At 35.6% G+C, this 24,601-nt stretch carries 20 protein-coding genes; 9 read left to right on the forward strand and 11 right to left on the reverse strand.

Annotated elements, in window-relative coordinates:
• Positions 1-13: 13 nt before the first annotated feature.
• Complete coding sequence (locus tag MUB18_RS16310; protein ID WP_052627555.1) at positions 14-535, reverse strand: CinA family protein; 522 nt, start codon at positions 533-535, stop codon at positions 14-16.
• A 677-nt stretch (positions 536-1,212) separates the two neighbouring features.
• Between MUB18_RS16310 and MUB18_RS16315 the strand changes: the two genes are divergently transcribed.
• The 3 genes from MUB18_RS16315 to MUB18_RS16325 all read left to right on the forward strand — a co-directional run bounded on the left by MUB18_RS16315 (position 1,213) and on the right by MUB18_RS16325 (position 6,000).
• Positions 1,213-3,474 (forward strand): bifunctional alpha,alpha-trehalose-phosphate synthase (UDP-forming)/trehalose-phosphatase, encoded by a 2,262-nt coding sequence (locus MUB18_RS16315; RefSeq protein ID WP_045753539.1) that lies wholly within the window; start codon positions 1,213-1,215, stop codon positions 3,472-3,474.
• The gene (locus MUB18_RS16320) at positions 3,452-5,245 is read left to right on the forward strand and encodes a glycoside hydrolase family 15 protein (protein WP_045753538.1); all 1,794 of its coding nucleotides are present in this window, start codon (positions 3,452-3,454) and stop codon (positions 5,243-5,245) included. Before MUB18_RS16315 ends, MUB18_RS16320 begins: the two co-directional genes overlap by 23 nt.
• 137 nt (positions 5,246-5,382) lie before the next feature.
• On the forward strand, positions 5,383-6,000 hold the full coding sequence (locus MUB18_RS16325; protein ID WP_248753867.1) for a hypothetical protein: 618 nt from the start codon (positions 5,383-5,385) through the stop codon (positions 5,998-6,000).
• Positions 6,001-6,301: 301 nt separating this feature from the next.
• Here the strand turns inward: MUB18_RS16325 and MUB18_RS16330 are convergent, their stop codons facing one another.
• Positions 6,302-6,643: a Rieske (2Fe-2S) protein gene (locus tag MUB18_RS16330; protein WP_248753868.1), complete on the reverse strand. Its 342-nt coding sequence runs from the start codon at positions 6,641-6,643 to the stop codon at positions 6,302-6,304.
• 70 nt (positions 6,644-6,713) lie between these two features.
• Between MUB18_RS16330 and ychF the strand changes: the two genes are divergently transcribed.
• Complete coding sequence (gene ychF, locus MUB18_RS16335; RefSeq protein WP_045753537.1) at positions 6,714-7,814, forward strand: redox-regulated ATPase YchF; 1,101 nt, start codon at positions 6,714-6,716, stop codon at positions 7,812-7,814.
• Between the two features lie 57 nt (positions 7,815-7,871).
• On the opposite strand, the gene MUB18_RS16340 is transcribed toward ychF, so the two are convergent.
• Positions 7,872-9,482: a GLPGLI family protein gene (locus MUB18_RS16340; RefSeq protein WP_248753869.1), complete on the reverse strand. Its 1,611-nt coding sequence runs from the start codon at positions 9,480-9,482 to the stop codon at positions 7,872-7,874.
• 712 nt (positions 9,483-10,194) lie between these two features.
• Between MUB18_RS16340 and MUB18_RS16345 the strand changes: the two genes are divergently transcribed.
• Positions 10,195-10,785: a riboflavin synthase gene (locus MUB18_RS16345; RefSeq protein ID WP_045752221.1), complete on the forward strand. Its 591-nt coding sequence runs from the start codon at positions 10,195-10,197 to the stop codon at positions 10,783-10,785.
• Positions 10,786-10,802: 17 nt separating this feature from the next.
• Here MUB18_RS16345 and MUB18_RS16350 read toward each other — a convergent pair whose 3' ends face one another.
• Together MUB18_RS16350 and MUB18_RS16355 are read right to left on the reverse strand one after the other, a co-directional pair.
• Entirely contained in the window at positions 10,803-12,578 is a 1,776-nt protein-coding gene (locus tag MUB18_RS16350; RefSeq protein ID WP_094772956.1) for a chloride channel protein, read from the reverse strand.
• Positions 12,579-12,612: 34 nt separating this feature from the next.
• Positions 12,613-13,551 (reverse strand): hydrogen peroxide-inducible genes activator, encoded by a 939-nt coding sequence (locus MUB18_RS16355; protein WP_045752219.1) that lies wholly within the window; start codon positions 13,549-13,551, stop codon positions 12,613-12,615.
• A 144-nt stretch (positions 13,552-13,695) separates the two neighbouring features.
• On the opposite strand from MUB18_RS16355, the gene MUB18_RS16360 reads away from it, so the two are divergent.
• Positions 13,696-15,861 carry a S46 family peptidase gene (locus MUB18_RS16360; protein WP_248753870.1) on the forward strand — a complete coding sequence of 722 codons (2,166 nt, stop codon included), beginning with the start codon at positions 13,696-13,698 and terminating at the stop codon, positions 15,859-15,861.
• 132 nt (positions 15,862-15,993) lie between these two features.
• Here the strand turns inward: MUB18_RS16360 and MUB18_RS16365 are convergent, their stop codons facing one another.
• Positions 15,994-16,206 (reverse strand): hypothetical protein, encoded by a 213-nt coding sequence (locus tag MUB18_RS16365; RefSeq protein WP_248753871.1) that lies wholly within the window; start codon positions 16,204-16,206, stop codon positions 15,994-15,996.
• Here MUB18_RS16365 and MUB18_RS16370 point away from each other — a divergent pair.
• Complete coding sequence (locus MUB18_RS16370) at positions 16,205-16,540, forward strand: hypothetical protein (protein WP_094772900.1); 336 nt, start codon at positions 16,205-16,207, stop codon at positions 16,538-16,540. The genes MUB18_RS16365 and MUB18_RS16370 overlap by 2 nt on opposite strands.
• A 68-nt stretch (positions 16,541-16,608) precedes the next feature.
• On the opposite strand, the gene MUB18_RS16375 is transcribed toward MUB18_RS16370, so the two are convergent.
• The 3 genes from MUB18_RS16375 to MUB18_RS16385 form a co-directional block, all read right to left on the reverse strand.
• Positions 16,609-19,218, reverse strand: coding sequence for a hypothetical protein (locus MUB18_RS16375; RefSeq protein WP_248753872.1), 2,610 nt, complete (start codon positions 19,216-19,218; stop codon positions 16,609-16,611).
• Between the two features lie 236 nt (positions 19,219-19,454).
• Positions 19,455-20,672 carry a DEAD/DEAH box helicase gene (locus MUB18_RS16380; RefSeq protein WP_045756063.1) on the reverse strand — a complete coding sequence of 406 codons (1,218 nt, stop codon included), beginning with the start codon at positions 20,670-20,672 and terminating at the stop codon, positions 19,455-19,457.
• A gap of 250 nt (positions 20,673-20,922) precedes the next feature.
• A complete protein-coding gene (locus MUB18_RS16385) occupies positions 20,923-21,222 on the reverse strand; it encodes a DUF2892 domain-containing protein (RefSeq protein WP_108159815.1) in 300 nt (99 codons plus the stop codon).
• 105 nt (positions 21,223-21,327) lie between these two features.
• On the opposite strand from MUB18_RS16385, the gene MUB18_RS16390 reads away from it, so the two are divergent.
• Both MUB18_RS16390 and MUB18_RS16395 read left to right on the forward strand, forming a co-directional pair.
• Positions 21,328-22,116 carry a sulfite exporter TauE/SafE family protein gene (locus MUB18_RS16390; RefSeq protein WP_108159816.1) on the forward strand — a complete coding sequence of 263 codons (789 nt, stop codon included), beginning with the start codon at positions 21,328-21,330 and terminating at the stop codon, positions 22,114-22,116.
• A 69-nt stretch (positions 22,117-22,185) separates the two neighbouring features.
• The gene (locus MUB18_RS16395; RefSeq protein WP_045755731.1) at positions 22,186-23,031 is read left to right on the forward strand and encodes an ATP cone domain-containing protein; all 846 of its coding nucleotides are present in this window, start codon (positions 22,186-22,188) and stop codon (positions 23,029-23,031) included.
• A 265-nt stretch (positions 23,032-23,296) separates the two neighbouring features.
• On the opposite strand, the gene ispE is transcribed toward MUB18_RS16395, so the two are convergent.
• Both ispE and MUB18_RS16405 read right to left on the reverse strand, forming a co-directional pair.
• On the reverse strand, positions 23,297-24,112 hold the full coding sequence (gene ispE, locus MUB18_RS16400) for a 4-(cytidine 5'-diphospho)-2-C-methyl-D-erythritol kinase (protein WP_248753873.1): 816 nt from the start codon (positions 24,110-24,112) through the stop codon (positions 23,297-23,299).
• 43 nt (positions 24,113-24,155) lie between these two features.
• Positions 24,156-24,569 carry an NUDIX hydrolase gene (locus MUB18_RS16405; RefSeq protein WP_248753874.1) on the reverse strand — a complete coding sequence of 138 codons (414 nt, stop codon included), beginning with the start codon at positions 24,567-24,569 and terminating at the stop codon, positions 24,156-24,158.
• Positions 24,570-24,601: the final 32 nt, after the last annotated feature.

Here is a 24,601-nt window from a genome sequence, read left to right on the forward strand (position 1 = left end):
AGTGAACAACTCACTATTGTTCTTTATTCAGTTCATGATCTTCGATAAAATTGTATAATTCATAAATGACATGATTGACAGCAGTGATGTAAATCTGAGCCGGATTGCAATCAATGCAATGCACCTTTTTTTGTAAATATATGCCATTAAAACATATTGCTATAAAAATATCTCCGACTTCGGCGTGATGATCATGTACAGCATCAGAGTCTGGGTAAGCCATTCCTGTTATCGCAATATATACATCTGCATCAACAAGTTTCTTGAGCCCTTCCAACATTTCATATGTGACTTGTGTTGATTCTGTCGTAAAATGTTCAATGCTATGTTCATTTACATGTAGTAATGATTTTTTAACAGAGGTAGCGTAACTTGTGATCCCGCCTAAAAAATAATCGCCTGAGTCAACTTGCATACTTAATATGCTTCCTAAAAAACCACCGGTCATACTTTCTCCAACAAATACTTTAATATTATTGTCCTTAAAAAATTTACCGACAATATCTAACGTGGAGGTCTCTACATAATCCATCATAAATACATTTATTAAATTTGTAATTACTATCGATATATAAACACCTCTCCATCAGTAAATGTTCACCTACTCATAATAATTTAAAAAGTAAATGAACTCCTATACATTCATTTTAATGTATAGAGGTGGTTATAGCAAAGGGTATAAATACCCAATTTGTAAAATCAAAGAAAACAACTGTAATAATTAATTTCACAAACAACATCTCTTAAATCATCAGGAGTTGCATTCAAAAATTACTAATCCCCTGTTGCACAATATATAAATCAATATAACACCATATAGCAGGTATTAATACGGTCACTTGATAAAACCATATTTTCTCATCTTATATCAGCTTTTTTGGCTAGGAATTCGCTTGTAATATGTTGCAATTTACATCTATATCTTACAGCTACTCAAATTGCACATATTGTAAATAGACTATATCAAGTAATATATTTATGAAAACAGCTATTCCATCAGAGACGCAAAACAGACATTCAACAACTCAAAGCTTTACATTTACAATCGTTAAATTAAGGTCAATTTGCTTACAACATCGATCAAAGATATGCAGCAGTCCTGGTTTTATAAATAATATGAAAAATATTTAACCATAAAAAATCAAGACAATATCAGTTAGAAGAACCTATCATTTTTATTTTAATAGGCTTTTATAATAAAAAATTAAAATCATGTATAAGAAAAGAACGATCATCGTTTCAAATAGATTACCTATACGCATCGAACGCAAGGACAATGAGCTCATATTTATCCCCAGTGAGGGAGGATTAGCCACAGGTCTAGGCTCAGTTTACAAAAGTGACGAAAACATATGGATTGGTTGGCCTGGTATTATTCCTTTAAATACTGAGGAAGAAGAAATTATTTCCAAAGGATTAGCAGAACACAACCTGATTCCTGTTTTCTTAACAGAGGAAGAATTAAAAGGATATTACGAAGGATTTTCTAATGAAGTCTTATGGCCAGTATTCCACTACAGACCTTCATATGCGGTGTACAGGACTCCCGATTGGGAAATGTATCAGAAGGTAAATGAAAAATTTTCTGATGTAGTTGATCAGCAAAACGTCCAAGAGAAAGATGAGGTATGGATCCATGATTATCAATTGATGCTCTTGCCGGAGTTAGTCAGAAAATCCTATCCAAGCATCGCAATTGGATACTTTCAACATATCCCCTTTCCTAACGATGAGGTTTTTAGAAGTATTCCTTGGCGCAACGAATTGTTAAATGGATTGTTAGGGGCTGATTTGATCGGATTCCACACGTTCAACGACACACAACATTTTCTCAATTCATGTGCACATATCTTAGGACTTAGTGTACAAAATAATTGTTTACATACCGGTGGTCGTAGTATTTTTACAGAAGTATATCCGATGGGTATAGATTTTGAAAAATTCTCCCAACTGGCTAATAGTGAACCTATACAGACACGTGCACAAGCGATAAAAGATTATTACAAAGACCAAAAAATAATCCTAAGTATAGATCGATTAGATTATAGTAAAGGGATTATTGAACGTTTGCTGGCTTTTGAAAACTTACTGGTCACCAACCCAGAACTGAAAGGTGAAGTTGTACTTTATATGATTGTCGTACCATCAAGAGATCACGTGGCACAATACAAACAATTGTTGGATGAAATCGACCGGACCGTTGGTCACATCAACGCTGTGTTTGGAAGTAACGAATGGACACCAATTGCTTATTTCTACAATTCTTTTCCATTAGAAGAATTGTCATCCTTGTATGTAGCTGCTGATATTTGTTTAATCACCTCATTGCGTGACGGCATGAATTTAGTGTGTAAAGAATATATAGCCAGCAAGGAAAATACAAATGGGGTCTTGATATTGAGTGAACTAGCAGGTGCAGCCAAAGAATTGACCCAAGCTATCCAGATCAATCCGAATGCCACCGACCAAGTGACAACGGCTATATACAATTCTTTGCATATGCCCGAAGCCGAGCAACGTATGCGGTTGAATGACAGCATCGAAATCGTTAAAAAATTCAATGTTCGCCATTGGGTGCGATTATTCTTTAACAGGCTTCGCGAAATCAAAATTTTTCAACAGAATGAAATGGCAAGGAGGATTAATACGCAAACCAAGGAAGCGATTCTTGATCAATATAATCGTGCCACAAGGAGATTGTTTTTCCTTGACTATGATGGCACTTTGATCGGTTTTCAAAATGATGCTGCTGCTGCTATACCAACCGAATCGTTATACGAAACACTTAATATGCTGCAGGAAAATGACGAGAGCCAAGTAGTCATTATCAGCGGTAGACCACATGAAACACTTGACAATTGGTTTGCTAATGAACAATATTATTTAGTTGCCGAACATGGCGCATGGAGTAATTATCCTACACATAAATGGCAAAGTGGAGCCATATTATCCACACGCTGGAAAATTCCGGTCAAGCATATCATGACCAAATTTGCTAATATAACAGCTGGTTGTGTGATTGAAGAAAAATCCTATTCTTTAGCGTGGCATTATCGTAAGGCACAGCCCGGCTTGGGTCATTTAAGGGCCTTGGAACTCGTGGAAAGCTTACGTTACCTTGTGCAACAACATGGTCTACAATTATTAATGGGCGATAAAGTAATTGAAGTAAAAAACAGTGAACTAAACAAAGGTAAAGCAGCTATGGATATTGTAAACAGCTATAATCCTGACTTTATCTTTGCTATCGGTGACGACGCTACTGACGAAGATATGTTTTTAGAGCTTCCAGCCGATGCGATCACCATCAAAGTAGGAAATAAAAAGTCAGCAGCACAGTTTTATGTCGACACGCAACAGGAAGCAGTTAAACTGATCGAATATTTTGCCTACAACAGAAAGAAACTAAAAGAGACTAACGCCACATCATCTGAAATCAAAATAAAAACTTATGACAAAAACAGCGAAGCATAAATACAATAGCGGGATCATTGGCAACTGTTCGTATATAGCTCACGTCAATAATACGGGAAATATAACTTGGTTATGCTGGCCGACATTTGAAGATTCATTTGTATTTGGCAGTTTGTTAGATCAAAAGGATGGTGGTGAATTTTCCATTCTGCCTACATCAGAAATCACCAATAAAGATCAGCAATACATTGAAAATACGAATATCTTATGCACCACTTTGACAACCGCCGAAGGAAGTTATAGGATAACAGATTTTGCACCGCGCTTTGAACAATATGAGCGATATTATAAACCTCTTATGCTGGTTCGTAAGGTCGAACCACTGGAAGGGAGGCCTAAAATTCGTGTGCGGTGCACACCTAAATATGCATATGGAAAAGAAGGGTTTAGTAAAAATAGAGGTAGTAATCATATTCAATTCGAGCAAGAAGATATCAAAATCCGCTTAGCAACAAATATGCCTGTCAGTCATTTTTTTGATGATATACCGCACGTACTCAGTAGTACGATTTATCTGGTTATGACCTTTGGAAGCCCATTTGAAGCACCTATAGAGCGTACTGCCGAAGACTTTTTAAGCAGAACAAAAGCCTATTGGCAACGGTGGGTTAAAAATGCCTCTATTCCCTCCTTCTGTCAAAAAGAGGTGATCCGATCTGCGCTGGTTTTGAAGCTCCATCAATATGAAGATACTGGAGCATTGATTGCTGCAAGTACTACTAGCCTACCCGAACATCCGGGTAGTGGTCGTAATTGGGATTATCGCTATTGTTGGCTCAGGGATAGTTATTATGTATTGACAGCATTGAGCCATATAGGACAATTTGAAGAAATGGAAAAATATGCTTCCTACATTGCCAATATCACCCAGACAGATCTCGGACGTCTGCAACCTTTATATGGGATCATGGGGCAGCATCTCTTGACAGAAAGTACCCTTGACCATCTGGAAGGATATTTGGGTAATAAACCGGTACGCTTAGGAAATCAGGCTTACGAGCATGTTCAAAATGATGTCTATGGTCAAGCTTTACTCGCGCTGCTTCCCATGTTTACCGATCACCGATTTAGCCATCAGAATACGGGACTGGCCAAGTCATGGACTAATTATATCTTAAATAAGATCGAAAGTACCATCGACGAGTTTGATGCCGGCATATGGGAATTTAGAAATTTTGAAAATAGACATTGTTATTCCAATTTATTTCAGTGGGCTGGTGCAACAGCAGCGTTAAAAATTGCAGAGCAATACGGTTTTCAAGATATAAAAATAAAAGCGCAGCAATTACGGGAACGTGCTAGTGTACATATTGAAAGTTGTTACGATGAAGAACGTAAGGTATATACTACTGCAACTAAAAACTCAAATTTAGATGCTTCTACTTTACAATTAATCATGATGAACTATCTTGATCCATCAAGTGAAAAAGCAAAACATCATTTGGAAGCACTAGAAAAAGAACTGAAGGGTGAAAATGGATTATTTTATCGCTACTTGCATAAGGATGATTTTGGAAAACCCAAGTCAACATTTCTGGTGTGTGCCTTTTGGTATGTAGAGGCATTAGCTTGTGTAGGTCGTCTGGATGAAGCACAAAAAGTATTCAAGCAATTGATCAAGTATGGTAATCATCTCAACCTATTTAGTGAGGATGTCGATGAACAGGATGGTAGTCAATGGGGTAATTTTCCGCAAGCATACAGTCATGTGGGACTAGTCAATGCTGCCAATCGAATCGCAGTCAAGTTAGATCACCCTGCATTTTTATAAAACTATACCCTACGCTGATCAAGACGCGTAGGGTATTGCTATACATGGATCATCTATATGGCATTGACTGCAGTTAGCTATACTTAAAAATAGATATAAACATTAGTATCATATGAATTGTTATTTAAATAAAAAATATGAAAAATATCATTCCAACACAAAAAGAAGGAAATCAATTGGACTGTTTTGAATCGATTGAGTTTTCAAATACTCACATTGCTAATCAAGCATTTATAAAAGCAGCATACAATTTATTATCCATCAATGATTGGCATAAGATTGCTGAAGTGCCAGCAGCTGTTTTTCAATTGGTCGATTCTGATGGATCGTCATTAGAGAGACCTTTACAATTACATGATTATATTCGAATTGATATTCCGGGACCGGGTTTACCTCGCACAAAAGGCTATGATTGGGTAAATGTCGTCAATTTAGAATCAAAAAACATGAATGAGTATAAAATACTATCCATCAGTCTAAAACCTTGCCCTGATCCAACTCAACCAGATAATAAAGACACTGCTCATTTCTTTGAAGGTATAGCAACTTCCACTTTAATTCTTGAGCAACGAAACAATAGTCTATTATTCCAATATGCTGGCCGAAACGAAATACCCAATACAGACAACCATCAGGTAATTGATAATGTCAGAAATTTTATTGTGGGTCTAGGAGCGGTTTTAGGAGCATCTTATCCGCAATGGAAAGCATTAATAAAAGGTTTTGCTAATCAGGTGAGAAATTTAGATCAATAGGTTGAAAATACTTATTGATCTTCATGTTTTGTGTACGTTGTGGATGTATATTTATCTTTGAGACCTTGCATTTGCCTAAATTTTATGAAATATATGTGGTACAAGATCCCATTCATAGACGGCGGAGCTATAACCTACCCTTTATTTTGTCATTTCTTTTCGATGATTTTATCAATTATAAATTCAGTAAACTAGCAAACGATATTTAAAGATATTTATTGACATCAAGTATCTATTCACTTCATTCAATAAAATCCTTAACAAGATCATTATAACCGATTATTGAAATATTATGAAGCACCTATTTAAATAATTGAGTAAAGAAAGATCGAGATGTTTCAATACCCACAAAAAGAACACTATCTTCAACTCTGGTCGGATATATTTTTATAAAATTACCTTGATCAGAGCAGCCTTTGCCGGTATTCAGATTAAACCGATGTCGATGATAGGAGCATACAAGGTCCTCTCCTTCGCACCATCCTGTTACAAATGAGGCTCCCGCATGTGGGCATTTTCTTGAAAAAGCTCTCCATCCAGAACCGTCATGTACAATACAGATGCGATGATTGCCTGCCTTGACCTCATAAATTTGATTGATTTGATAAGAAGTCGTCTTATCTATCTGATACCACTGCAACATAATTAAAGATACATAGAAAGTTTCGACTTATTTTTTATCTTTGCGTAAATTCAAAAAACTAGCATATTTTATGGCTTTACAATGCGGTATCGTTGGATTACCTAACGTAGGTAAATCAACACTATTTAACTGTTTGTCTAACGCTAAAGCACAAGCGGCAAACTTTCCTTTTTGTACTATTGAACCAAATGTTGGGGTGATCACTGTTCCTGATACCCGTCTTAATAAATTAGCTGAATTAGTTAATCCTCAAAAAATTGTTCCAAACACAATTGAGATTGTTGATATCGCTGGTTTAGTTAAGGGCGCTTCTAAAGGTGAGGGTCTTGGTAATCAATTTTTAGGCAATATCCGTACAACAAATGCAATTATCCACGTTTTACGTTGCTTCGATGATGGCAATGTCATACACGTAGATGGATCTGTAGATCCGATCCGTGATAAAGAGATCATCGACACAGAGTTACAATTGAAAGATTTGGACACGGTGGTAAAACGTATCCAAAAAGTGGAAAAAATGGCTAAAACAGGTGGTGACAAAGATGCTAAACGCACTTATGAAATCTTATCTGTTGTAAAAGATCATTTAGAAGCTGGTAAATCTGCTCGTACTGCACCAATCGAAAAGGATGATTTTGATTTTATTCAAGAATTAGCCTTATTAACAGCTAAACCTGTATTGTACGTTTGTAATGTCGATGAAGCTTCTGTTAATACTGGAAATGCTTATGTTGACCGTGTAAAAGAGGAAGTGAAAGATGAAAATGCACAAGTATTGATTATTTCAGCTCAAATTGAATCGGAAATCGCACAATTAGAAAGCTTTGAAGAGCGTCAAATGTTTTTAGATGACTTAGGATTGAAAGAATCTGGAGTGTCGAAATTAATTGTAGCTGCTTATTCACTTCTAGACTTGGCCACGTATTTTACTGCAGGTGTACAAGAAGTTCGCGCATGGACGATTGAAAAGGGATTTACAGCACCTCAAGCAGCAGGTGTAATCCACACTGACTTTGAAAAAGGATTTATCCGTGCAGAGGTTATTAAATATAATGATTTCATTGAATTAGGTTCTGAAGCAGCTTGTAAAGAAGCTGGTAAATTATCTGTCGAAGGGAAAACATATATTGTTGAAGATGGTGACATTATGCATTTCAGATTCAACGTCTAAGAAAGGAATAATTCAAAATAAAAGGGCTGAACAGATGTATGTTCAGCCCTTTTATTTTTAGTCATATACTAATACGCCAGACACATTCCAACTGCTGAAACTTGTCCCCTCGCTTTCCCCTTGAGGTATTTGTACTCTTACGGTATGTTTACCCGCCTTTAAATCACCTATATCAATGAATATAGGGTAAGTTACTGTTCCTGGACACCAATTTGAACGGCTTAAATCTGATGAAGACAGTCCATTCGAAAAATTTCCCGAAGCAGGATTGCTTAAACGGTAAGAACCGCAGTCATTGCGCCATGGTGTATAACTGAAAAGTGCAGTCCCATTCAAAAATAAGCTGTTTGTTTTTGGAACAAATTCATCACCATTGCCCCAGCCACCATGACCAGTTGTCACATAGCGTAATTGAACATTTGAGGCATCTTCTTTCAATTCAAAAGTCACCTCTAATCCCTTTTCTTTGTCGAACATCGTTCCGTACTCTTGACCGCCCATTTCCATTACATTGGTTGTATTAAAAATCGGAAGTAGTTTTTTTAACCCTTGTTTATTATCAAACCCAGGATGTACGGTTAACTCTAAGCTCACTTCGTGTCCATTTTTGTCATAGTTGCCAATGAAAGTTCCAACGTAAACTTCTTGATCGCTAATCGCACTTGCGAGTTCAGTAATATCCTGTCTATACACTACAGAATCTTGCCAAGTTTTGCCTTTCAACTTCAAATAATTAAATTGACTTACCCCAAATGGAGTAAAAAAGCGCATGAGTTCTAAGATGGGTGTATAATTTGCAGTTCGGACTACACCTTGGTATTTTTTACCATTACCATTATCATATAAAGGAAGCGTATTCATCCCCTGCTGCATTCCGTCCAAAAAAGAAAGTTGCTGATCTTGAGGAATGATAAAAACAGAGCCTGTGCGATCGTAAGCATCTCCTTTTGATTTTTCGATCAATTGGATAAATACGTTCTGTCCAGCTGCAATCTTTGGAATTTTTACTTTTTTAACAATGACAGTACCTTGCGCAAATCTTAAGATACTATCAGATTTACTATCATCAGAAAAACTTATTTTTTCATTTTTAAAAATAGGTATCTGTATAAATCTACTTTTCCATAGCAAATCCTTATAGGTCAGATCGTCCACATAGGTTAGATTAGCCGGTAACGATAAAGCCTGTGGCCAAGTTTTTAGATGCTCAATTTTACTTGCTGTAACCGTAGAATTACCATTGCGAACCACTTCAAGAACAAAACCTAAGTTTTGACCTAAGTCCGAAGGACCACCTTTTATTTTTAATTCTGTTGTATACCAAATATCAATACTATTTGAATTTACAGTCGTTCTTGCTCGATAACAGGTATAACCTAATATTTTTTTACTTTCTGTGGTGATTTCCAGCTTTTGCTTATTGATCGCAGATGAATCAATAGTCGCAATCTGTTGTTGAGCTGTAATTTGCGTTAATTTATAATAGGCATTGGAAGGTCGCTTGACAACAAAAACTTCATAAGGAGTTTTTGCTTCTCCATTTACAATTTTCCGACTTGTGATCACCGTTTGTTCGGCATTTGCATAAACTAAAGTTGGATCTTGACTTTCTAAGATCTTATTATTACTTGATCTTTGATATTCAACTAAAATTCCTTTCTGAGCCATTAGTGATTGCGACAAAAAAAGCGATAGCAATAGATATAATATTCGCATAGTATGGGATAAATGATTAAGACTCAAAAATAGAAAAATGATTCATAATATGGATAAAAATAAGAAAAGCCTGAGAGAATCGAGCGATTTCCCAGGCTTTAAAGTACCTCTTGAAAGAGGTAATCAACCTAAACCTAAGTCAAAGGTAAAATTTATTTATTATTCTTACAAAACAATTCTTCCATCAAAATTTAAAAACATTTAAAATAGCAGCGCTCAACACCTATTATTTATTTTAAAACAATAAATAATTATACTTAAATGAAGTGCAATTTTCAACATTTTAACCATGTAAACCTACAATAATACCCTAATATGTAAAGTGTATGCTCAACACTAAAGCAGATGATTAATAGAATATGCCGATAAGGTAAATAAAATTAAAAATTTATAATAATGATATTTTTTAAACTTTGAACAATAAATTATATATTAATACAATAAAAAAAGGTTTTCAAACGGGGAGAATGAAAACCTTTATAACCAATTATAAACCTAAATTATGATACATCAAAGATAGTGTATAAATAACACTATTGCAACTATTTAAATGTTCTTTTTTTATGAATATAAATTTTGTAGTTGAAAATCTACAATTTAGAATGATTCTAATCATTTTTATATCCTTATTTTATCTATATCTTTGTATAAAATAGAAAAACGCATGTTTACAGGAATAATTGAAACCTTAGGAAAGGTGAAAAATATAGTAAAGGAAGATACCAATATCCATTTATTTATTGAGAGTTCTCTTTCAAATGAATTGAAGATAGACCAGAGTGTATCCCACAATGGAATCTGTTTGACTGTGGTAGGCATTGAAAATAATATCCACCAAGTTACTGCTATCGATGAAACACTTCAGAAAACAAATTTAAATGATTTAAAAATTGATGATGAGATGAATATCGAACGATGTACCCAGGCTAATGGTCGTTTTGACGGGCATATTGTCCAGGGGCACGTTGATCAAGTGGCCACGTGTATAGGAAAACAAGATTTGGATGGAAGCTTTTTATTCACATTTCAATATGACTCGAGCCTACAAAACATAACAGTTGAAAAAGGTTCTATAACTGTAAATGGAATAAGCTTAACAGTGGTTAATTCAAAAATTGATCAGTTTTCTGTAGCTATTATTCCTTATACTATTGAACATACTAATTTAAAGCATGTGGAAGTAGGTACTCAAGTAAATTTGGAATTTGATATTATTGGCAAATATGTTTCAAAAATTATGGCTTTGAGAAATTAATCTCAAAGCCATTAATATTATTCTAGGTAATGTCCCTGCCTCATCAGTAGTGCTCTATATTTATTAAACACACTGGACTTGGACACAAAGCCAAGATAATTTCCGTCCTTATCAATGACTGGTAAAATCCAGACATCATCTTTTTTCATCTTAAGCATGACCGATTCCATATCTTCTTCATGTATTTTAACAAGATCGGTTGGTATTTCAGCTAATTTATGAAAAGGTTGATCGATACCTTCCTCCTCACCTAGTAAAATAGAAAATAAGCGTTCACTATATAGGATTCCCAATAGTTTTCCTTTCTCAGTGACAATAGGAAAAATATTGCGTTTGCTATGGATGATATCCGATTGTCTCATCTTAGGCGTTTCATCAGGTCGCAAAATTACAAAATTGGTCTCCAGTACATATCGGACTTTCATCATACTCAATACGGATCGATCTTTATCTTCATACGAGAGCAGATCACCGGAGTCTGCTAATACCTTGGTATAGATAGAATATTTCTGAATAGATCTGTTTATTAAATAAGAAATGGAAGTAACCAGCATGAGTGGAACCATTAAACCATAACCGCCTGTAATTTCCGCAATAAGGAAAACTCCTGTTAATGGTGCATGCATAATCCCGCTTAATGCTCCTGCCATACCCACTACTACAAAATTAGGAACATTTAATTCGGTCACTCCCGTGAGGTTGACACCATATGCAAACGCAAAGCCCAGTAAACCTCCCATGACCAGACTTGGTCCAAAAACTCCACCATTACCACCCCCGTTTAGTGTAAATAAGGCTGCAAAAGATTTTGCAAATAACGTTAATACCGAGTAGGCTAATATAACAAGACCGATATCCTGATAATCTGAAAACAGACTGTTTTTCACAATTGCATTAAATTGACCATTCAAAATTTGTTGAATAGCAATATAACCTTCCCCATAAAGAGCTGGAAAGATAAAGATCATTAGACCCAATGATATTCCACTGACCCAAACCTTATTATATGGATTTTGAATATGAGCAAACCAATTCTTTACGACAGTACTTATTTTAGCAAAATAAACAGAATATCCACCAACTAAAAGGGCCAACAATAAGTAGAAAAATAAGGCTGAGACCTCCCACTCTGTACTAAAGGTATGAAATAAAGGTTCACTATATAAAGATTGTGAAATAACGGATGCCATAGCCGCAGAGATCAATAAAGGAATAAGCACCGGAATAGAAAATTCAGGTAATAAAATCTCGATCGCAAATACCATCCCTGCCAGCGGACTATCGAAAGCACCGGCTATACCCGCTGCTGCACCACATGCCAGCAGCATCGTTACCTCTTTGTACTGTAACCCAAAAAAACGCCCTGTGTTTGATCCGATTGCTGACCCACTCATTGCAATTGGAGCTTCTAAACCACAAGATCCTCCAAAGCCTACAGTCATGGCAGAGGTAACAATCTGTGAATAAATATTATGTGCAGGGATATTACTCGACTTTCTAGAAATGGCGTATATGATAGGAGTTATACCATGCTCTAAATTCTTTGATTTTAAAACCTTACGCACATATAATACACTCAATAATATACCGAGTAAGGGGAAAAATAAATAAAATGAATATTTATAGTGCCAATCAACATCATCTTGCAAGGTTGATGCGATGAAATGTGTTAAAGCCTTTAAAACGGAGGCCGCAATCCCTCCAAATATTCCGACTACAAAAGCAAGGATAATGATGAAATTACGATTTGAAATCTTATGCATACGCCAATTATTGAGCGCATTTAATTTCATGTTTAGCCGACTTCTTAATGTATGATTAATCATTTTATTGAAAACTTAGAACTTCCTTTTTTTTCTTTGTTTTGAACTTATCTGGTATGGCATCCATGATTTCATTTGATAATGCATCTATGGCATGTTTTTTCACAAAATTCTGTGTCGTTACAAGACTAATTTCTCGCACCGGTTCAGGAGCCTTAAAATAGCGAATACGATTAAGCTGGTCTTCATTGTAATCCACAATCGACAATTCAGGTAAAATCGTAATACCAGCGTTGATATCGACCATTTTTTTTAATGTCTCAACACTACCGGTATTATACTCAAAGCGACCCGAAGTATCATAATTATGTTTATGATGGCAAATATTTAACACTTGGCCCCTCATACAATGTCCTTCATTCAACAACCACAACTTATCTTCTCCGATATCATCTGCACTCAACATCTTTTTGCCAAATAATGGACTTTGTTCGGAAATATAAGCAACGAAATTTTCATAAAATAGTGGTTTCTCGACAATCCCGGCTTCATGCAGGGGCGTTGATAAGATACCACAGTCTAAAAGACCTACTTTTAACTCATGAATAATTCGCTCAGTTGTATATTCCCAGATCTGCAATTGTATTTTAGGATATTTATCCATAAAACTTGTCAATACAGTAGGTAGCAGATAAGGCGCTATGGTAGGAATGACTCCTATGCGTAATTCTCCATCTAATTCTCCATTTTCATTTTGTACAATCTCCAATACCTTTTTGCTTTCAATAAGGATAGTACGTGCTTGTGCGATAATCTTATCTCCTATTTCTGTCGGAACGACAGGTTGACGACTACGATCAAAAATCTTAACTCCTATCGACTCCTCCAGTTTTTGGATTTGCATACTTAATGTGGGCTGTGTCACAAAACACTTTTCGGCAGCGGCTACAAAGTTTCTATATGTATCAACGGCGACTATATACTCTAATTGGATGAGCGTCATCTTAGCAATTTTATTTGTACAAAAGTAACAAACATATTTCATACCAAATGATCGAATGAAGAGCGAAAGATATATACTTATTATTTTTTATCTTTGGAGTTGGATCGGAAACGAAACATTCCTATTAATATTATATAAACAAACATGAAGTTATTGAACACCAAATCATGGAGCCTGCTCCTTCTTTTAGCAACAACTGCCTTTACCATCCAAGCGAAATCACCTGACGAAGGTATGTTTCCACTTAGCGAATTAAGCAGAGCAGGCTTAAAGAGTGCTGGCCTAAAAATTAGTGAAAAAGATATTTATAATCCTGGAAAAGTGGGTCTAGTAGATGCTTTGGTACAAGTGAGTGGATGTACGGGTTCATTTATATCTGGTAGCGGACTGATTATCACCAACCATCACTGTGCGTTCTCTGCTGTACAATTAGCTAGTACACCTATTAATAATTACCTTAAAGATGGCTTCGTTGCACAATCGCATGAACAAGAGATTGAGGCTAGAGGTCTAACCATACGTATAACAGACTCTTATGAGGATGTATCTGACAAAATATTGTCTGCTGTTGCACAGATTACCGATCCTTCTGAACGAATCAATGTAATAAAGAAAAAGCAACAGGAATTAGTTGCTGAAGCGCAAAAGCAAGATCCAACGATAAAAGCAGAAGTTTCCGAAATGTTTATTGGTAAAACATATGTTCTATTTCGTTACAAAACTATTGAAGACGTTCGTCTCGTTTATATTCCTCGCCAAAATATCGGTGAGTTCGGTGGTGAAACAGACAATTGGGTATGGCCTCGTCACACAGGTGATTATTCTTTCTTACGCGCATATGTGGGTAAAGATGGGGCTTCTGCCAAATTTTCAAAAGATAATGTACCCTATCAACCAAAGAAATTTTTAAAAGTAAATCCAAAAGGTGTTAATGAAAATGACTTTGTATTTATTTTGGGTTATCCAGGACGTACATTTAGACATCGCCCTGCACAATACATCCAATATCAGCAAAACTTTTTGTTGCCTTATGTATCTAATTTGTACGAATTTCAAAATGATCGTATGTATGAGGCGGGCAAAACAGATAACAATGCTGCCCTGTACCTGGCAACACGTATCAAAAGAAATGCTAATGTGCTTAAAAATTACAAAGGAAAACTAAAAGGTCTCCGCAATATTGCTTTGATTGATACTAAAAGAAAAGAGGATCAGGCTTTAAGCGCATTTATCAACAGCAAAGCAAATTTGAAAACTAAATATGGTACATTGATGAGTGATATCGATGGATTGTATAACTTGATCAACCAAGACGCTTACAAAGAAATGTGGATGAATAATATCTACACGAGTACCAGTCTAATGCGTGTTGCAAAAGAAATAAATATCTTCAAAGCAGCTATGTTAGAACAAAAAACAACACAACAACAACAGGCATTTTTTGAATTGAATAGCGCTAAATTAAAAACAAATTTAGAGGCTATCTATGAAAGCTATAGTCAATATGCGGATCTACGAATATTCGCTAAGATGCTTGAAGATGCACATGCATTCCAAGGCAATAATCAAATTGAAAGCATTCAAAAGTTAAAATTCCAAGATCCACAACTCGTTGGAGCATATACAGGAAAATTAATTACAGAATCAAAACTAAATAATAGTGCAGAAGTATTCAATCATATTTTAGCAAATTCGAAGAGTCTATTGGCCTATTCTGATGAACTGCTAAAATTCCAATCTGCATTAGATTTTGATATCCAAAACTTTGCTGTAGAGCAAAAAAGAAGAGATGGTGTCCTCAATAAATTGATGGGTGACTATGTTGCTGTTAAGGAATTGTACCAATCCAAAAACTTCATTCCAGATGCCAACTCGACCTTAAGATTGACATTCGGTAATATAAAAGGGTACTCACCAGTAGATGCTACTTATATGAAACCCTTCACGACACTAGCGGGTATCATACAAAAGGGTAATCTTGGTGAAGCAGACTTTGACTATCCTTCAGAAATCAAAACGGCATGGGAAAATAAAAATTTTGGACCATATGTTAAAAAAGAATTAAATGATGTGCCTGTGAATATGCTTTACAATATGGATACGACCGGTGGCAACTCGGGATCGCCTATTATGAATGCGTATGGTGAATTGATCGGTGTCAACTTCGATCGCTCATATGATGCGACTATCAACGATTTTGCATGGAATGATAGCTATAGCCGTTCAATTGGTGTCGATATTCGTTATGTATTGTGGGTAGCAGACAAAATTGATAATGCACAATTTATCCTTAAAGAAATGGGTATCTAAAATTATTAAAAATTAAGACATTCATATTTGGCCCCATAAAGTTTAATTACTGTATGGGGCCAATTTTATTACTTAAAGTCTGAGGGACCAATCTTGCACCTCAATCTTCAATTAGTAGGATATACTTTATAATTATTCAATCGACACTATCCCACCTTCTTTCTTAAGATGGTCTTCCAAATAACTTGAGACGCTAGCCCGTCCACATCGTTCATGAGCGATCAAAGCTTCACGATTTGCTTTCCAAAAAGGTAATCTTAACTCGCAATTTAATTGATAAGAAATAGCAGATATTATTAAAATTTCAATTAGATTTAATTTATCTTCATCAAAAATTAATGACATGAACTACTTTTTTTTTGTTTCTTTTTGGATTTGTCAGATTATATCTACGGTTATTTTCAAGTACGGAGGCATTCATCCTAAATACCATTGGGCTGCTTTGATTGCAGGAAATTTAATTCTAATAATTGCAAGTTGGTTTCTAATTCAATTATTTAAAACTTTTCCCCAGCCTATCGTAATTGCCTTATGTTCGGGAGGAACATTTCTTACGGTACAACTTGCGATGGCCCTCATCTTCAAACAACCGTTGACTTGGTTGCAAATTTTAGGTTCAGCCATTATTGTCTTTGGGATGGTATTGGTTACTTTCGGTGGAAAAGATCAACCTGTTTAAAATATACTTAAATGGATTTTTAGACACTCGTTTAAAAATCCATTTATGCATTTACAAAAATATCCTGATTAGAAGCGGAGACCAATACTTAGATAAGGACGAAACCCCTCTTTTGAAAATCCTCCAACAGCTTGAATGACCAAAAGATCAGCAGGTATGATATATAATCCACCGCCATATCCCGTGTGCCATCGGCTAGAAGATTCTTCAGACATCCAAACCCGCCCTATATCATGAAAACCAATGATTCCAACTGTTCCTGGAACTAAATAAGAGTCAAAACTCCAAACTTTAAGTCTCAATTCAAAATTGTTGTAGAGCATCGTCTTTCCTGTAAAACGCTTAGAATTAAATCCCCGTAAGCTGTTTTCACCACCTAACTGCGCATATTGAAAAATTAAAGGATCACCGAACAAAGTTTCAAATCCTGTCCGATTCGCTAATGTGATCCAATCTGCAGTATTTGTTTTGTAAAAACTAAATGTCGATTTTACTCTCATAAATTGATGATTACCGGCAGTTAACTGACTTTTTGCTTCAATCAAATTGTGCCAAAAAACACCTTTTTTAGCATTATCTTTTTGATCACGGCTATCGTATTGCAAAGCCGCTAAAATTCCTGTAAAGAAAAATTTTCCATAAACTGGAATGCTGGGGTTTTCCAAAGCATACTTTTCAAAAAAATGACTTTTGTTATCTTCTTCATTGCTGATGATCAAATCAGAGGAAGATCCAGCTTTCCAATTCCAATGATTACCAAAATCCCTTTTTAATAAAAAGTTGGCATAAATTCGATCGTATCGATTTCGATAATATTGAATTCCCCTACTTTTACGTTCCTCAAATTCTGTATTATTTCCCAACCCAAAAAAGTTTTCCTGGTTATTCGGCCCATCGGATTCCAACTGTATTAAAAAATCATTTTTGTTCCATAACGATTTAAAATCAGCACTATATTTGAAATTAAATGATTTTCGACCTGTGGTATAATGTGCCCAAAAATCTTGCTTAAATGCATAGGGATCTTTTCTAAACCCTTGTTTCTCGATGAGATAGCCAGCTCCTAACATGAGTCCCTTATCTACGCTGTACTGTAAAGATGCGAGTATACCTGTTCTATCGTATTTAAAACTATTCCGATCATAATGATGTATAAGGCTATCGTTAGAGAGTTTTAATTGCAACGCATTGTTTGTTTCAAATGTATTTTGGTCGGTTTTATCATCATAAACATACACGCGATTACTACGGGCGAAAGTAGGCTCTACGTAATAACTATCTGCTCCTTTCCCACCAATCAATCTGAGTTTTATTTTTGATTTACTCTTTCCCTTTAGATGATATACATCTGTCCCTGCGAGACCGTAAATTCTTAACTCTTTAGTTTCATTTGGATAAAACGTTCTTTTAACCAATTTTCTACCTACAGATCCATCTTTTTTCTTGTTCCTAATTTCCAATTCAATAGAACCATTCTTATGAAAGGTGAAATAAAAGAATTCATTTTTCGCTGAGGCGGCTATATCGACATTTTTTGCTAAGTCCCTATAATAAGTTAGGGCCGTCTCCATCAAGTTGTCTCTCCTTGCACGGATATGTCCTTTTAGTTCCGCAGCACTCAATTTTACTATGGTATCTGGCATTTGAGCCATAGCAACATCAATTAAGGAATCGGTCATGATCTTTTGAACATACTGAACTTCAGATTTCCACTCTTTTTCATCTAAATGATTCAGGAAATAACGATCAAAGTGCCTTTCATTGAAATTCCACTGTCCGACATTGCGAATATGATCTCCGAAAGGTTGTAAATGTGCTTTCAGCCACTGCATAGACAGCAAGACGGGGAATACACCGGAAGTTTTATAATAAACCTTATCTCGATCTCGTGGCACGGGACTATAAACTTTCTTATCTTCCACTTTTTGAGCATCCCATCGCCAATTGTCCTCATGTCGATCCCAATCGCCTAATAGAAAATCTAATAACCTTGCTCGCAACGTCAATCCTTGATCGACTTGGATATCATTGTCCTCTTCTAACTTACGTTGTGCTTTGAGCGTATTGTCCGTTTTAGCATTTTCATCTTCTAAGGGTACGCGAGGTTCAAACATGTAGGCTCTATTTCTAAAAATTTGGCGGTATTCTCCTAGGCCAGGGTCATCCCCCACATAGACCAATGAAGGGCTTGCATGTGGAATTTGCAATGCACGATTAAACGTTGGCACCGTCAGTGCTCCGAAAGGATGAGCGATAGAAATTTGGTCTTGTACAATATCTTTTGCAATAGTATGTCTTAAATTTTCAGGTAGACTTCTTTCAGGATATTTATTTATAGAGCGCAGCACCCATTCTCGCCCCGTGCTGTCTCGTAGCCGTAACGATTGTGTCTGCATCCCTCCTCCAAGTTTAACAATGCTGAGACCCCCAAATTCATCTTGAAGATTCATCACTCGCATCTTTACTGGAGTATTGTATAATTTGCGATAGGAATCTCCGAGCCAAAATCGATGAATTTTGCTCACTTTGTCATAGCTTGGATCTATCACAGCATAAACGGAATCAACACCCGATGAGGCTTTTGTTTGGGCATTTAATAAGGATATACAATTGATAAAAAAGCATACATTGACGATGCAATACCTATATTTATAGAGCTGGGATGTGTAACGGTTCATGCGATATGAATTAATGCAAGGTCAATTTTAAATCTAAAATACATAAAATTTTCAATTGCACTTATGGTAGGCATGCATCTCATCAGAAATTGATATCTAACAAGAGACATAAGCAAGGCAAGTTAATGGCTTATACAAGATGTGCGTGCCATATCAAACGTGCCATATCAAATAAAAATTAATCACCGAATAATTCTTAAATTATAAAGGGTTTGACATGGCCAAACCCTTTATAATTAATCTTTCTTAACGAATTTTTTGAATTTCTTCTTTCTTGTATTTTTCTTTTTATGTTCCGAAAAACGATTTGGATCAAAAACTGGACCTTCAGAAAAACCTGCTGGCAGTGGCAGTTTTTCAATACTTGATCCGATCAACTCTTCGATCTTGGCAAAGCGCTGTTGATCTTTCTGATTAACAAAAGTAATTGCTGTTCCTGTGGTCGCTGCTCGAGCAGTACGACCCACACGATGAATATAATCTTCTGGATCCGGCGGTACATCATAGTTGATAACCAAACTGATCCCTACGATATCAATACCTCTGGAAATAACATCAGTACCGATCAATACATTGATCTTTTTTGCTTTAAAGCGATTCATGATATCTTCACGTTGCACCTGCTCCAAATCAGAGTGAAATGCCTCAACTGCGATCCCATTCTTATGCAGATCAATAGACAATCGCTTTACAAATTCTTTTTTAGAGGCAAAAATAATGGTGCTTGTATAGATAGGGTTGGTAAGAATGTGTTGTATCAACGCTGTTTTTTGATCATCATATACCATATAAACCTGTTGACTAATACCTTCAGAAGGTTTTGATAAAGCAATATTGATCTCCGTTGGATTGTGTAATATTTGCTTAGCTAGTGTTCTAATCTTACCTGGCATCGTGGCAGAGAACAATAAATTTTGTCTTTTTTCAGGAAGAAAACTAATAATTTTCATAATATCTTCATGAAATCCCATATCTAACATACGGTCAGCTTCGTCAAGAATAAAATGCTTCACTTTATTAAAATGAAGTTTTCCTGAAGCCAAATGTGCAATTAAGCGACCAGGCGTTGCCACGATAATATTCGCTCCTTCTTTTATTGCTGTACGTTGCTGTTCGTAATCCATTCCATTTCCCCCGCCGTATACAGCTATGGAAGTGGCTCCAGTAAAATAGCCTAAACCCATGATTTGCTGATCAATCTGTAAAGCCAGCTCTCGAGTTGGAACTAAAATTAACGTATTTATATAGTCGGATTGTTCCTCGGCGATCTGATGTAGAACGGGTAGTAAATAAGATGCTGTTTTACCCGTACCTGTTTGCGCGCAAGCAATCAAATCTTTATGCTCCAGCACAACAGGTATTGCCTGTTCCTGGATAGGTGTTGCATCTTCATATCCCATGCTATCTAAGCCCTCTTCCAACGAAGATGCTAAACCAAATTCTGTAAATTTCAATATTTTTTATCTTTTACTTTAAAAATCAGCATAATGTAAGCTTTTTTTTCATATTTACCGTATATTAAATAATAACTACATGATTTTCAGTAAATTATATATAAAGCTATCGGATTTGGGAGAGATTAATAATTCTATTTTATTACACGTCTAAAATAAAAATAATAAGGATCATAGAGTAAAAAAGAAAGACCTAATATATCACGATTAGATCTTTGCTTTTTATATATCGAAATTGCTTATTATCAACTTAATCTTTCTTTATAAAGTATCGATGCTCAATCACTTCGACACGCTCGGCATCGTCCTCAATGGCTTTCTTGACAGCACATTTGCCAGTCACACCTCGGTAGACAAGTGCTCCTCCTAGAGACAACCCAGAAAGTGCCGTTAAAGGGTGCTTTATTAAAAACCTCACACCTGCACCTAATATAAATCCACCAGCTACAACTGAAAGTATACGCTCTGAGGTTTCAATTTTACCGTTTTCACAGTTTTCGTCTACCTTACTTTTAACTTTGCTAATTACTTTATCTACTAACGTACCCATATGTATAAATTTTATAAGTTGTTCTAATTTTTATAACAATCTGCGTACAGTTTTGTTTTTGTTTACTAATATTTATTCCGTTCTTTGCGACACAATGTTTCAACGATGGAAATCATAGGTTATACTTTATCCATTTTCATCGGTATCACGCTCGGATTAATCGGTGCAGGTGGTTCCATTTTAACTGTACCGGTCTTAGTCTACTTATTCCATATACATCCTACATTAGCAACATCGTATTCCCTATTTATTGTTGGTTTCACGAGCTTAATAGGTAGTTTCCTTAAAATAAAAGAAAATGGTGTGGATTATAGTGCAGCGACTTATTTTGGAATTCCTTCCGTCTTTGTCATCCTCATCGTTCGTAAAGTTTTACTGGTCCATATTCCAGAAGTTATTTTGCAAATCCATCATTTTCAATTGACAAAATCAACGATCACTATGATTGCTTTTGCGGTATTGATGTTGGGCGCTTCCTGGAGTATGATCAAAAATAAACAGATTCAGGTCAGTACCAATCATCCTATAAAACAACCAATAACAAAAATGATCTTTTGGGGAATTGGAATTGGTTTAGTGACGGGCTTCTTAGGAGCTGGCGGAGGATTTTTAATCATTCCTGCTTTAGTTATTTTATTGCGCATGCCGATCCGAATTGCAATTGGCACTTCGCTATCTATCATAACCTTAAATTCACTCATCGGATTTTTAGGAGATATAGATCATGTACAAATGGATTGGTTTTTCTTAGTAAAGCTACTTTCTATAACGATCCTAGGTGTAGCAATAGGTAGTTATCTGCAAAAAAAAATCGCGACGGACAAGTTAAAACCAATTTTTGGTTGGTTTATATTTTTTGTGGGTACGTATATTTTAATTAAGGAACTCTTTTAGTTATCTTGCTATTATTAGCACGTAAATTGTATTGTTAACTTAAAAATGGAGTAACTTATTAAAGATCTTATGCTCGTAAAAAAATATTCTGGGGAGTTAGTCCCATTTAATAGCGACAGTTTACGTCACTCGTTGACACGTTCGGGAGCTAATCATGATCAGGTAGAAAAAGTGTACGCTCAAATAAAAGAAAAATTATTTGATGGTATCAGTACGAAGGCCTTATACCAATTAGCTTTTGAGGCTTTGAAATCTCAAAGAAACTCGCTTGCAGCTCGATATAGTCTAAAAAAGGCACTTCGCGAACTTGGCCCAGAGGGATTCTATTTCGAGAAATGGATAGGTCGATTATTTCAAGAGTATGGATTTGAAAGTACAACAGGACAAACAGTGCAGGGGCATGCTGTGTCACATGAGATTGATGTAGTGGCTGCTAAAGGCAATGAAATGCTTGCTATTGAATGTAAGTTCAGAAATGATATTGACGCTAAAATCTCGGTAACAACCCCGATGTATTTTTTGTCTCGATTTAACGACATCAGTGATATTGATTATCATTTTTTTGGGCAATACAAAAAGTTTACACAAGGCTGGCTTGTCACCAATGCTTATTTAACCTCTGATTCTAAAGATTTTGGAAAATACTACGGCGTAAACTTTCTTTCATGGGATTATCCCGAAGACAATAGTATAAAAAGACGTGTAGATAGAGCCGTATTTTATCCGGTGACCTGCTTGACCACACTAACTGATGAACAGGAAAAAACACTATTGCAACATCAGATCATATTGGTGAAAGATATCTTAAAAGATAAAAATGCTCTCCAATCTCTCCAACTAAGTCCAGAAAAATTAAGATTGGTGCTACAAGAGGCTAAAGAATTGATCGATTATAAAGTGGATGAAGAGTCCTGATGAGTATGATATTTTATTAGACCAAATACGATCAATGAATCTTCCACTACGAGAGATTACTTTTTATAACATTTTAATTTAGTATTGTTTTTTCACTTTATTTACTGCGGTAACAAGCGAAAAAACAGTACTAAAATATACTTAATAATGAAAAACAAATCCGTAATTTATTGATCAATTATAAAAAGAAATCTACAGAGATGAACTTGGGATAATAACCAATTTTATAATTAAAGACCATTTTCTGTCTACGCATTACACACGGTCAGGAGAGATCTATTGGATAATAAATATCTCCAAAAACCTTTAAGTCATCCAATGCTACAGGATTTTCAAAAATCCCGTAAACGGAAGAACCTGAACCTGACATGGAAGCATATATAGCACCAAAAGAATATAGTGCATCTTTTAATTCCTTTATTTTTGGAAACTGTTCAAATATGCTCAACTCAAAATCATTGTTCAAATAGTATTTCCATTCTTGTATAGGGAGTTTGATGATCGATCTTAAATCAAACTCTGGTTGCTTAGCTTCTACTCCACGATAGGCTTCTGCTGTTGATATGTGAATATTAGGATTAATAACAACGATATAATAAGCGCTTAAATTTAATTCAATCGGAGAGAAATCGGTCCCTATTCCTGTAGCATATACAGGTTTATTATCTATAAAAAATGGACAGTCTGCGCCTAACTGTTTCGCGTACGTCTGCAATTGTTTAACAGACAGCTCAAGCTGAAAACTGTCATTTAACATTTTCAAAACATAAGCAGCATCAGCTGAACCTCCTCCCATTCCAGCACCTATAGGAATTTTTTTTATTAAATGAATTGCGATTGATGGAATATCAAAATCTTGTTTAATTAATTGATAAGCACGCTCACAAAGGTTCATTCCTTCTCCAGGAATAACAATGCCTTCTGAATAAAAAACAGTTGGACCGGATTCCAAAGGAATGATTTCGACCACATCATATAATTTAACAGGATAGAATATGGTTTCCAAATCATGATAACCATCCGGTCGTTTTCCTACGATATGTAGGCCCAGATTTATTTTAGCATTTGCAAATGATAGCATAATGTGTGTTTAATATGAGATCGGTTAAACTTTAAATTCTATTTTAATATTCAAAAGTACCTGCTTTCCAAATTGGAATAGTAAATTGTTCGATAAGGTGAGCTAATTGATAGTTTTCATAATTATCCACTGTTAACCAAATAGCTTCCTCAATCTCGGCCTGTGGAAAGACATCTAGGGCTGCTTTTAATTCAATTTTAAAGATTTCTCCCCTCACTATGGTATCAACTTCATTGACAGCTTCGGTCTCATGAAACCCTAGGTATTCCAGCTCAGATAAGGAGATATTTAGATCTAACTCTTCTTTTAATTCTCGAACAAGTGCTTGAGAAGAAAGCTCACCTTTTTCTATCTTGCCACCTGGCATCATGTAATATGCAGAATTTTTTTTCCTAACAACCAAAAGCCTGTTATTCGGATCCACTACCATAGCTCCTGCTAAATAAATCTTGTTCATATCTTTTTTTATTGAAATCAAACTACTTTCCT

This window comes from Sphingobacterium sp. PCS056, from assembly GCF_023273895.1.
Lineage (GTDB): Bacteria > Bacteroidota > Bacteroidia > Sphingobacteriales > Sphingobacteriaceae > Sphingobacterium.

What these genes read in the sequence shown, in the direction of transcription:
- MUB18_RS16310 (WP_052627555.1), bottom strand. Translation starts at nt 535, where the DNA reads ATGATGGATTATGTAGAGACCTCCACGTTAGATATTGTCGGTAAATTT.
- MUB18_RS16315 (WP_045753539.1), top strand. Translation starts at nt 1,213, where the DNA reads ATGTATAAGAAAAGAACGATCATCGTTTCAAATAGATTACCTATACGC.
- MUB18_RS16320 (WP_045753538.1), top strand. Translation starts at nt 3,452, where the DNA reads ATGACAAAAACAGCGAAGCATAAATACAATAGCGGGATCATTGGCAAC.
- MUB18_RS16325 (WP_248753867.1), top strand. Translation starts at nt 5,383, where the DNA reads ATGAAAAATATCATTCCAACACAAAAAGAAGGAAATCAATTGGACTGT.
- MUB18_RS16330 (WP_248753868.1), bottom strand. Translation starts at nt 6,643, where the DNA reads ATGTTGCAGTGGTATCAGATAGATAAGACGACTTCTTATCAAATCAAT.
- ychF (WP_045753537.1), top strand. Translation starts at nt 6,714, where the DNA reads ATGGCTTTACAATGCGGTATCGTTGGATTACCTAACGTAGGTAAATCA.
- MUB18_RS16340 (WP_248753869.1), bottom strand. Translation starts at nt 9,482, where the DNA reads ATGGCTCAGAAAGGAATTTTAGTTGAATATCAAAGATCAAGTAATAAT.
- MUB18_RS16345 (WP_045752221.1), top strand. Translation starts at nt 10,195, where the DNA reads ATGTTTACAGGAATAATTGAAACCTTAGGAAAGGTGAAAAATATAGTA.
- MUB18_RS16350 (WP_094772956.1), bottom strand. Translation starts at nt 12,578, where the DNA reads ATGAAATTAAATGCGCTCAATAATTGGCGTATGCATAAGATTTCAAAT.
- MUB18_RS16355 (WP_045752219.1), bottom strand. Translation starts at nt 13,551, where the DNA reads ATGACGCTCATCCAATTAGAGTATATAGTCGCCGTTGATACATATAGA.
- MUB18_RS16360 (WP_248753870.1), top strand. Translation starts at nt 13,696, where the DNA reads ATGAAGTTATTGAACACCAAATCATGGAGCCTGCTCCTTCTTTTAGCA.
- MUB18_RS16370 (WP_094772900.1), top strand. Translation starts at nt 16,205, where the DNA reads ATGAACTACTTTTTTTTTGTTTCTTTTTGGATTTGTCAGATTATATCT.
- MUB18_RS16365 (WP_248753871.1), bottom strand. Translation starts at nt 16,206, where the DNA reads ATGTCATTAATTTTTGATGAAGATAAATTAAATCTAATTGAAATTTTA.
- MUB18_RS16375 (WP_248753872.1), bottom strand. Translation starts at nt 19,218, where the DNA reads ATGAACCGTTACACATCCCAGCTCTATAAATATAGGTATTGCATCGTC.
- MUB18_RS16385 (WP_108159815.1), bottom strand. Translation starts at nt 21,222, where the DNA reads ATGGGTACGTTAGTAGATAAAGTAATTAGCAAAGTTAAAAGTAAGGTA.
- MUB18_RS16390 (WP_108159816.1), top strand. Translation starts at nt 21,328, where the DNA reads ATGGAAATCATAGGTTATACTTTATCCATTTTCATCGGTATCACGCTC.
- MUB18_RS16395 (WP_045755731.1), top strand. Translation starts at nt 22,186, where the DNA reads ATGCTCGTAAAAAAATATTCTGGGGAGTTAGTCCCATTTAATAGCGAC.
- ispE (WP_248753873.1), bottom strand. Translation starts at nt 24,112, where the DNA reads ATGCTATCATTTGCAAATGCTAAAATAAATCTGGGCCTACATATCGTA.
- MUB18_RS16405 (WP_248753874.1), bottom strand. Translation starts at nt 24,569, where the DNA reads ATGAACAAGATTTATTTAGCAGGAGCTATGGTAGTGGATCCGAATAAC.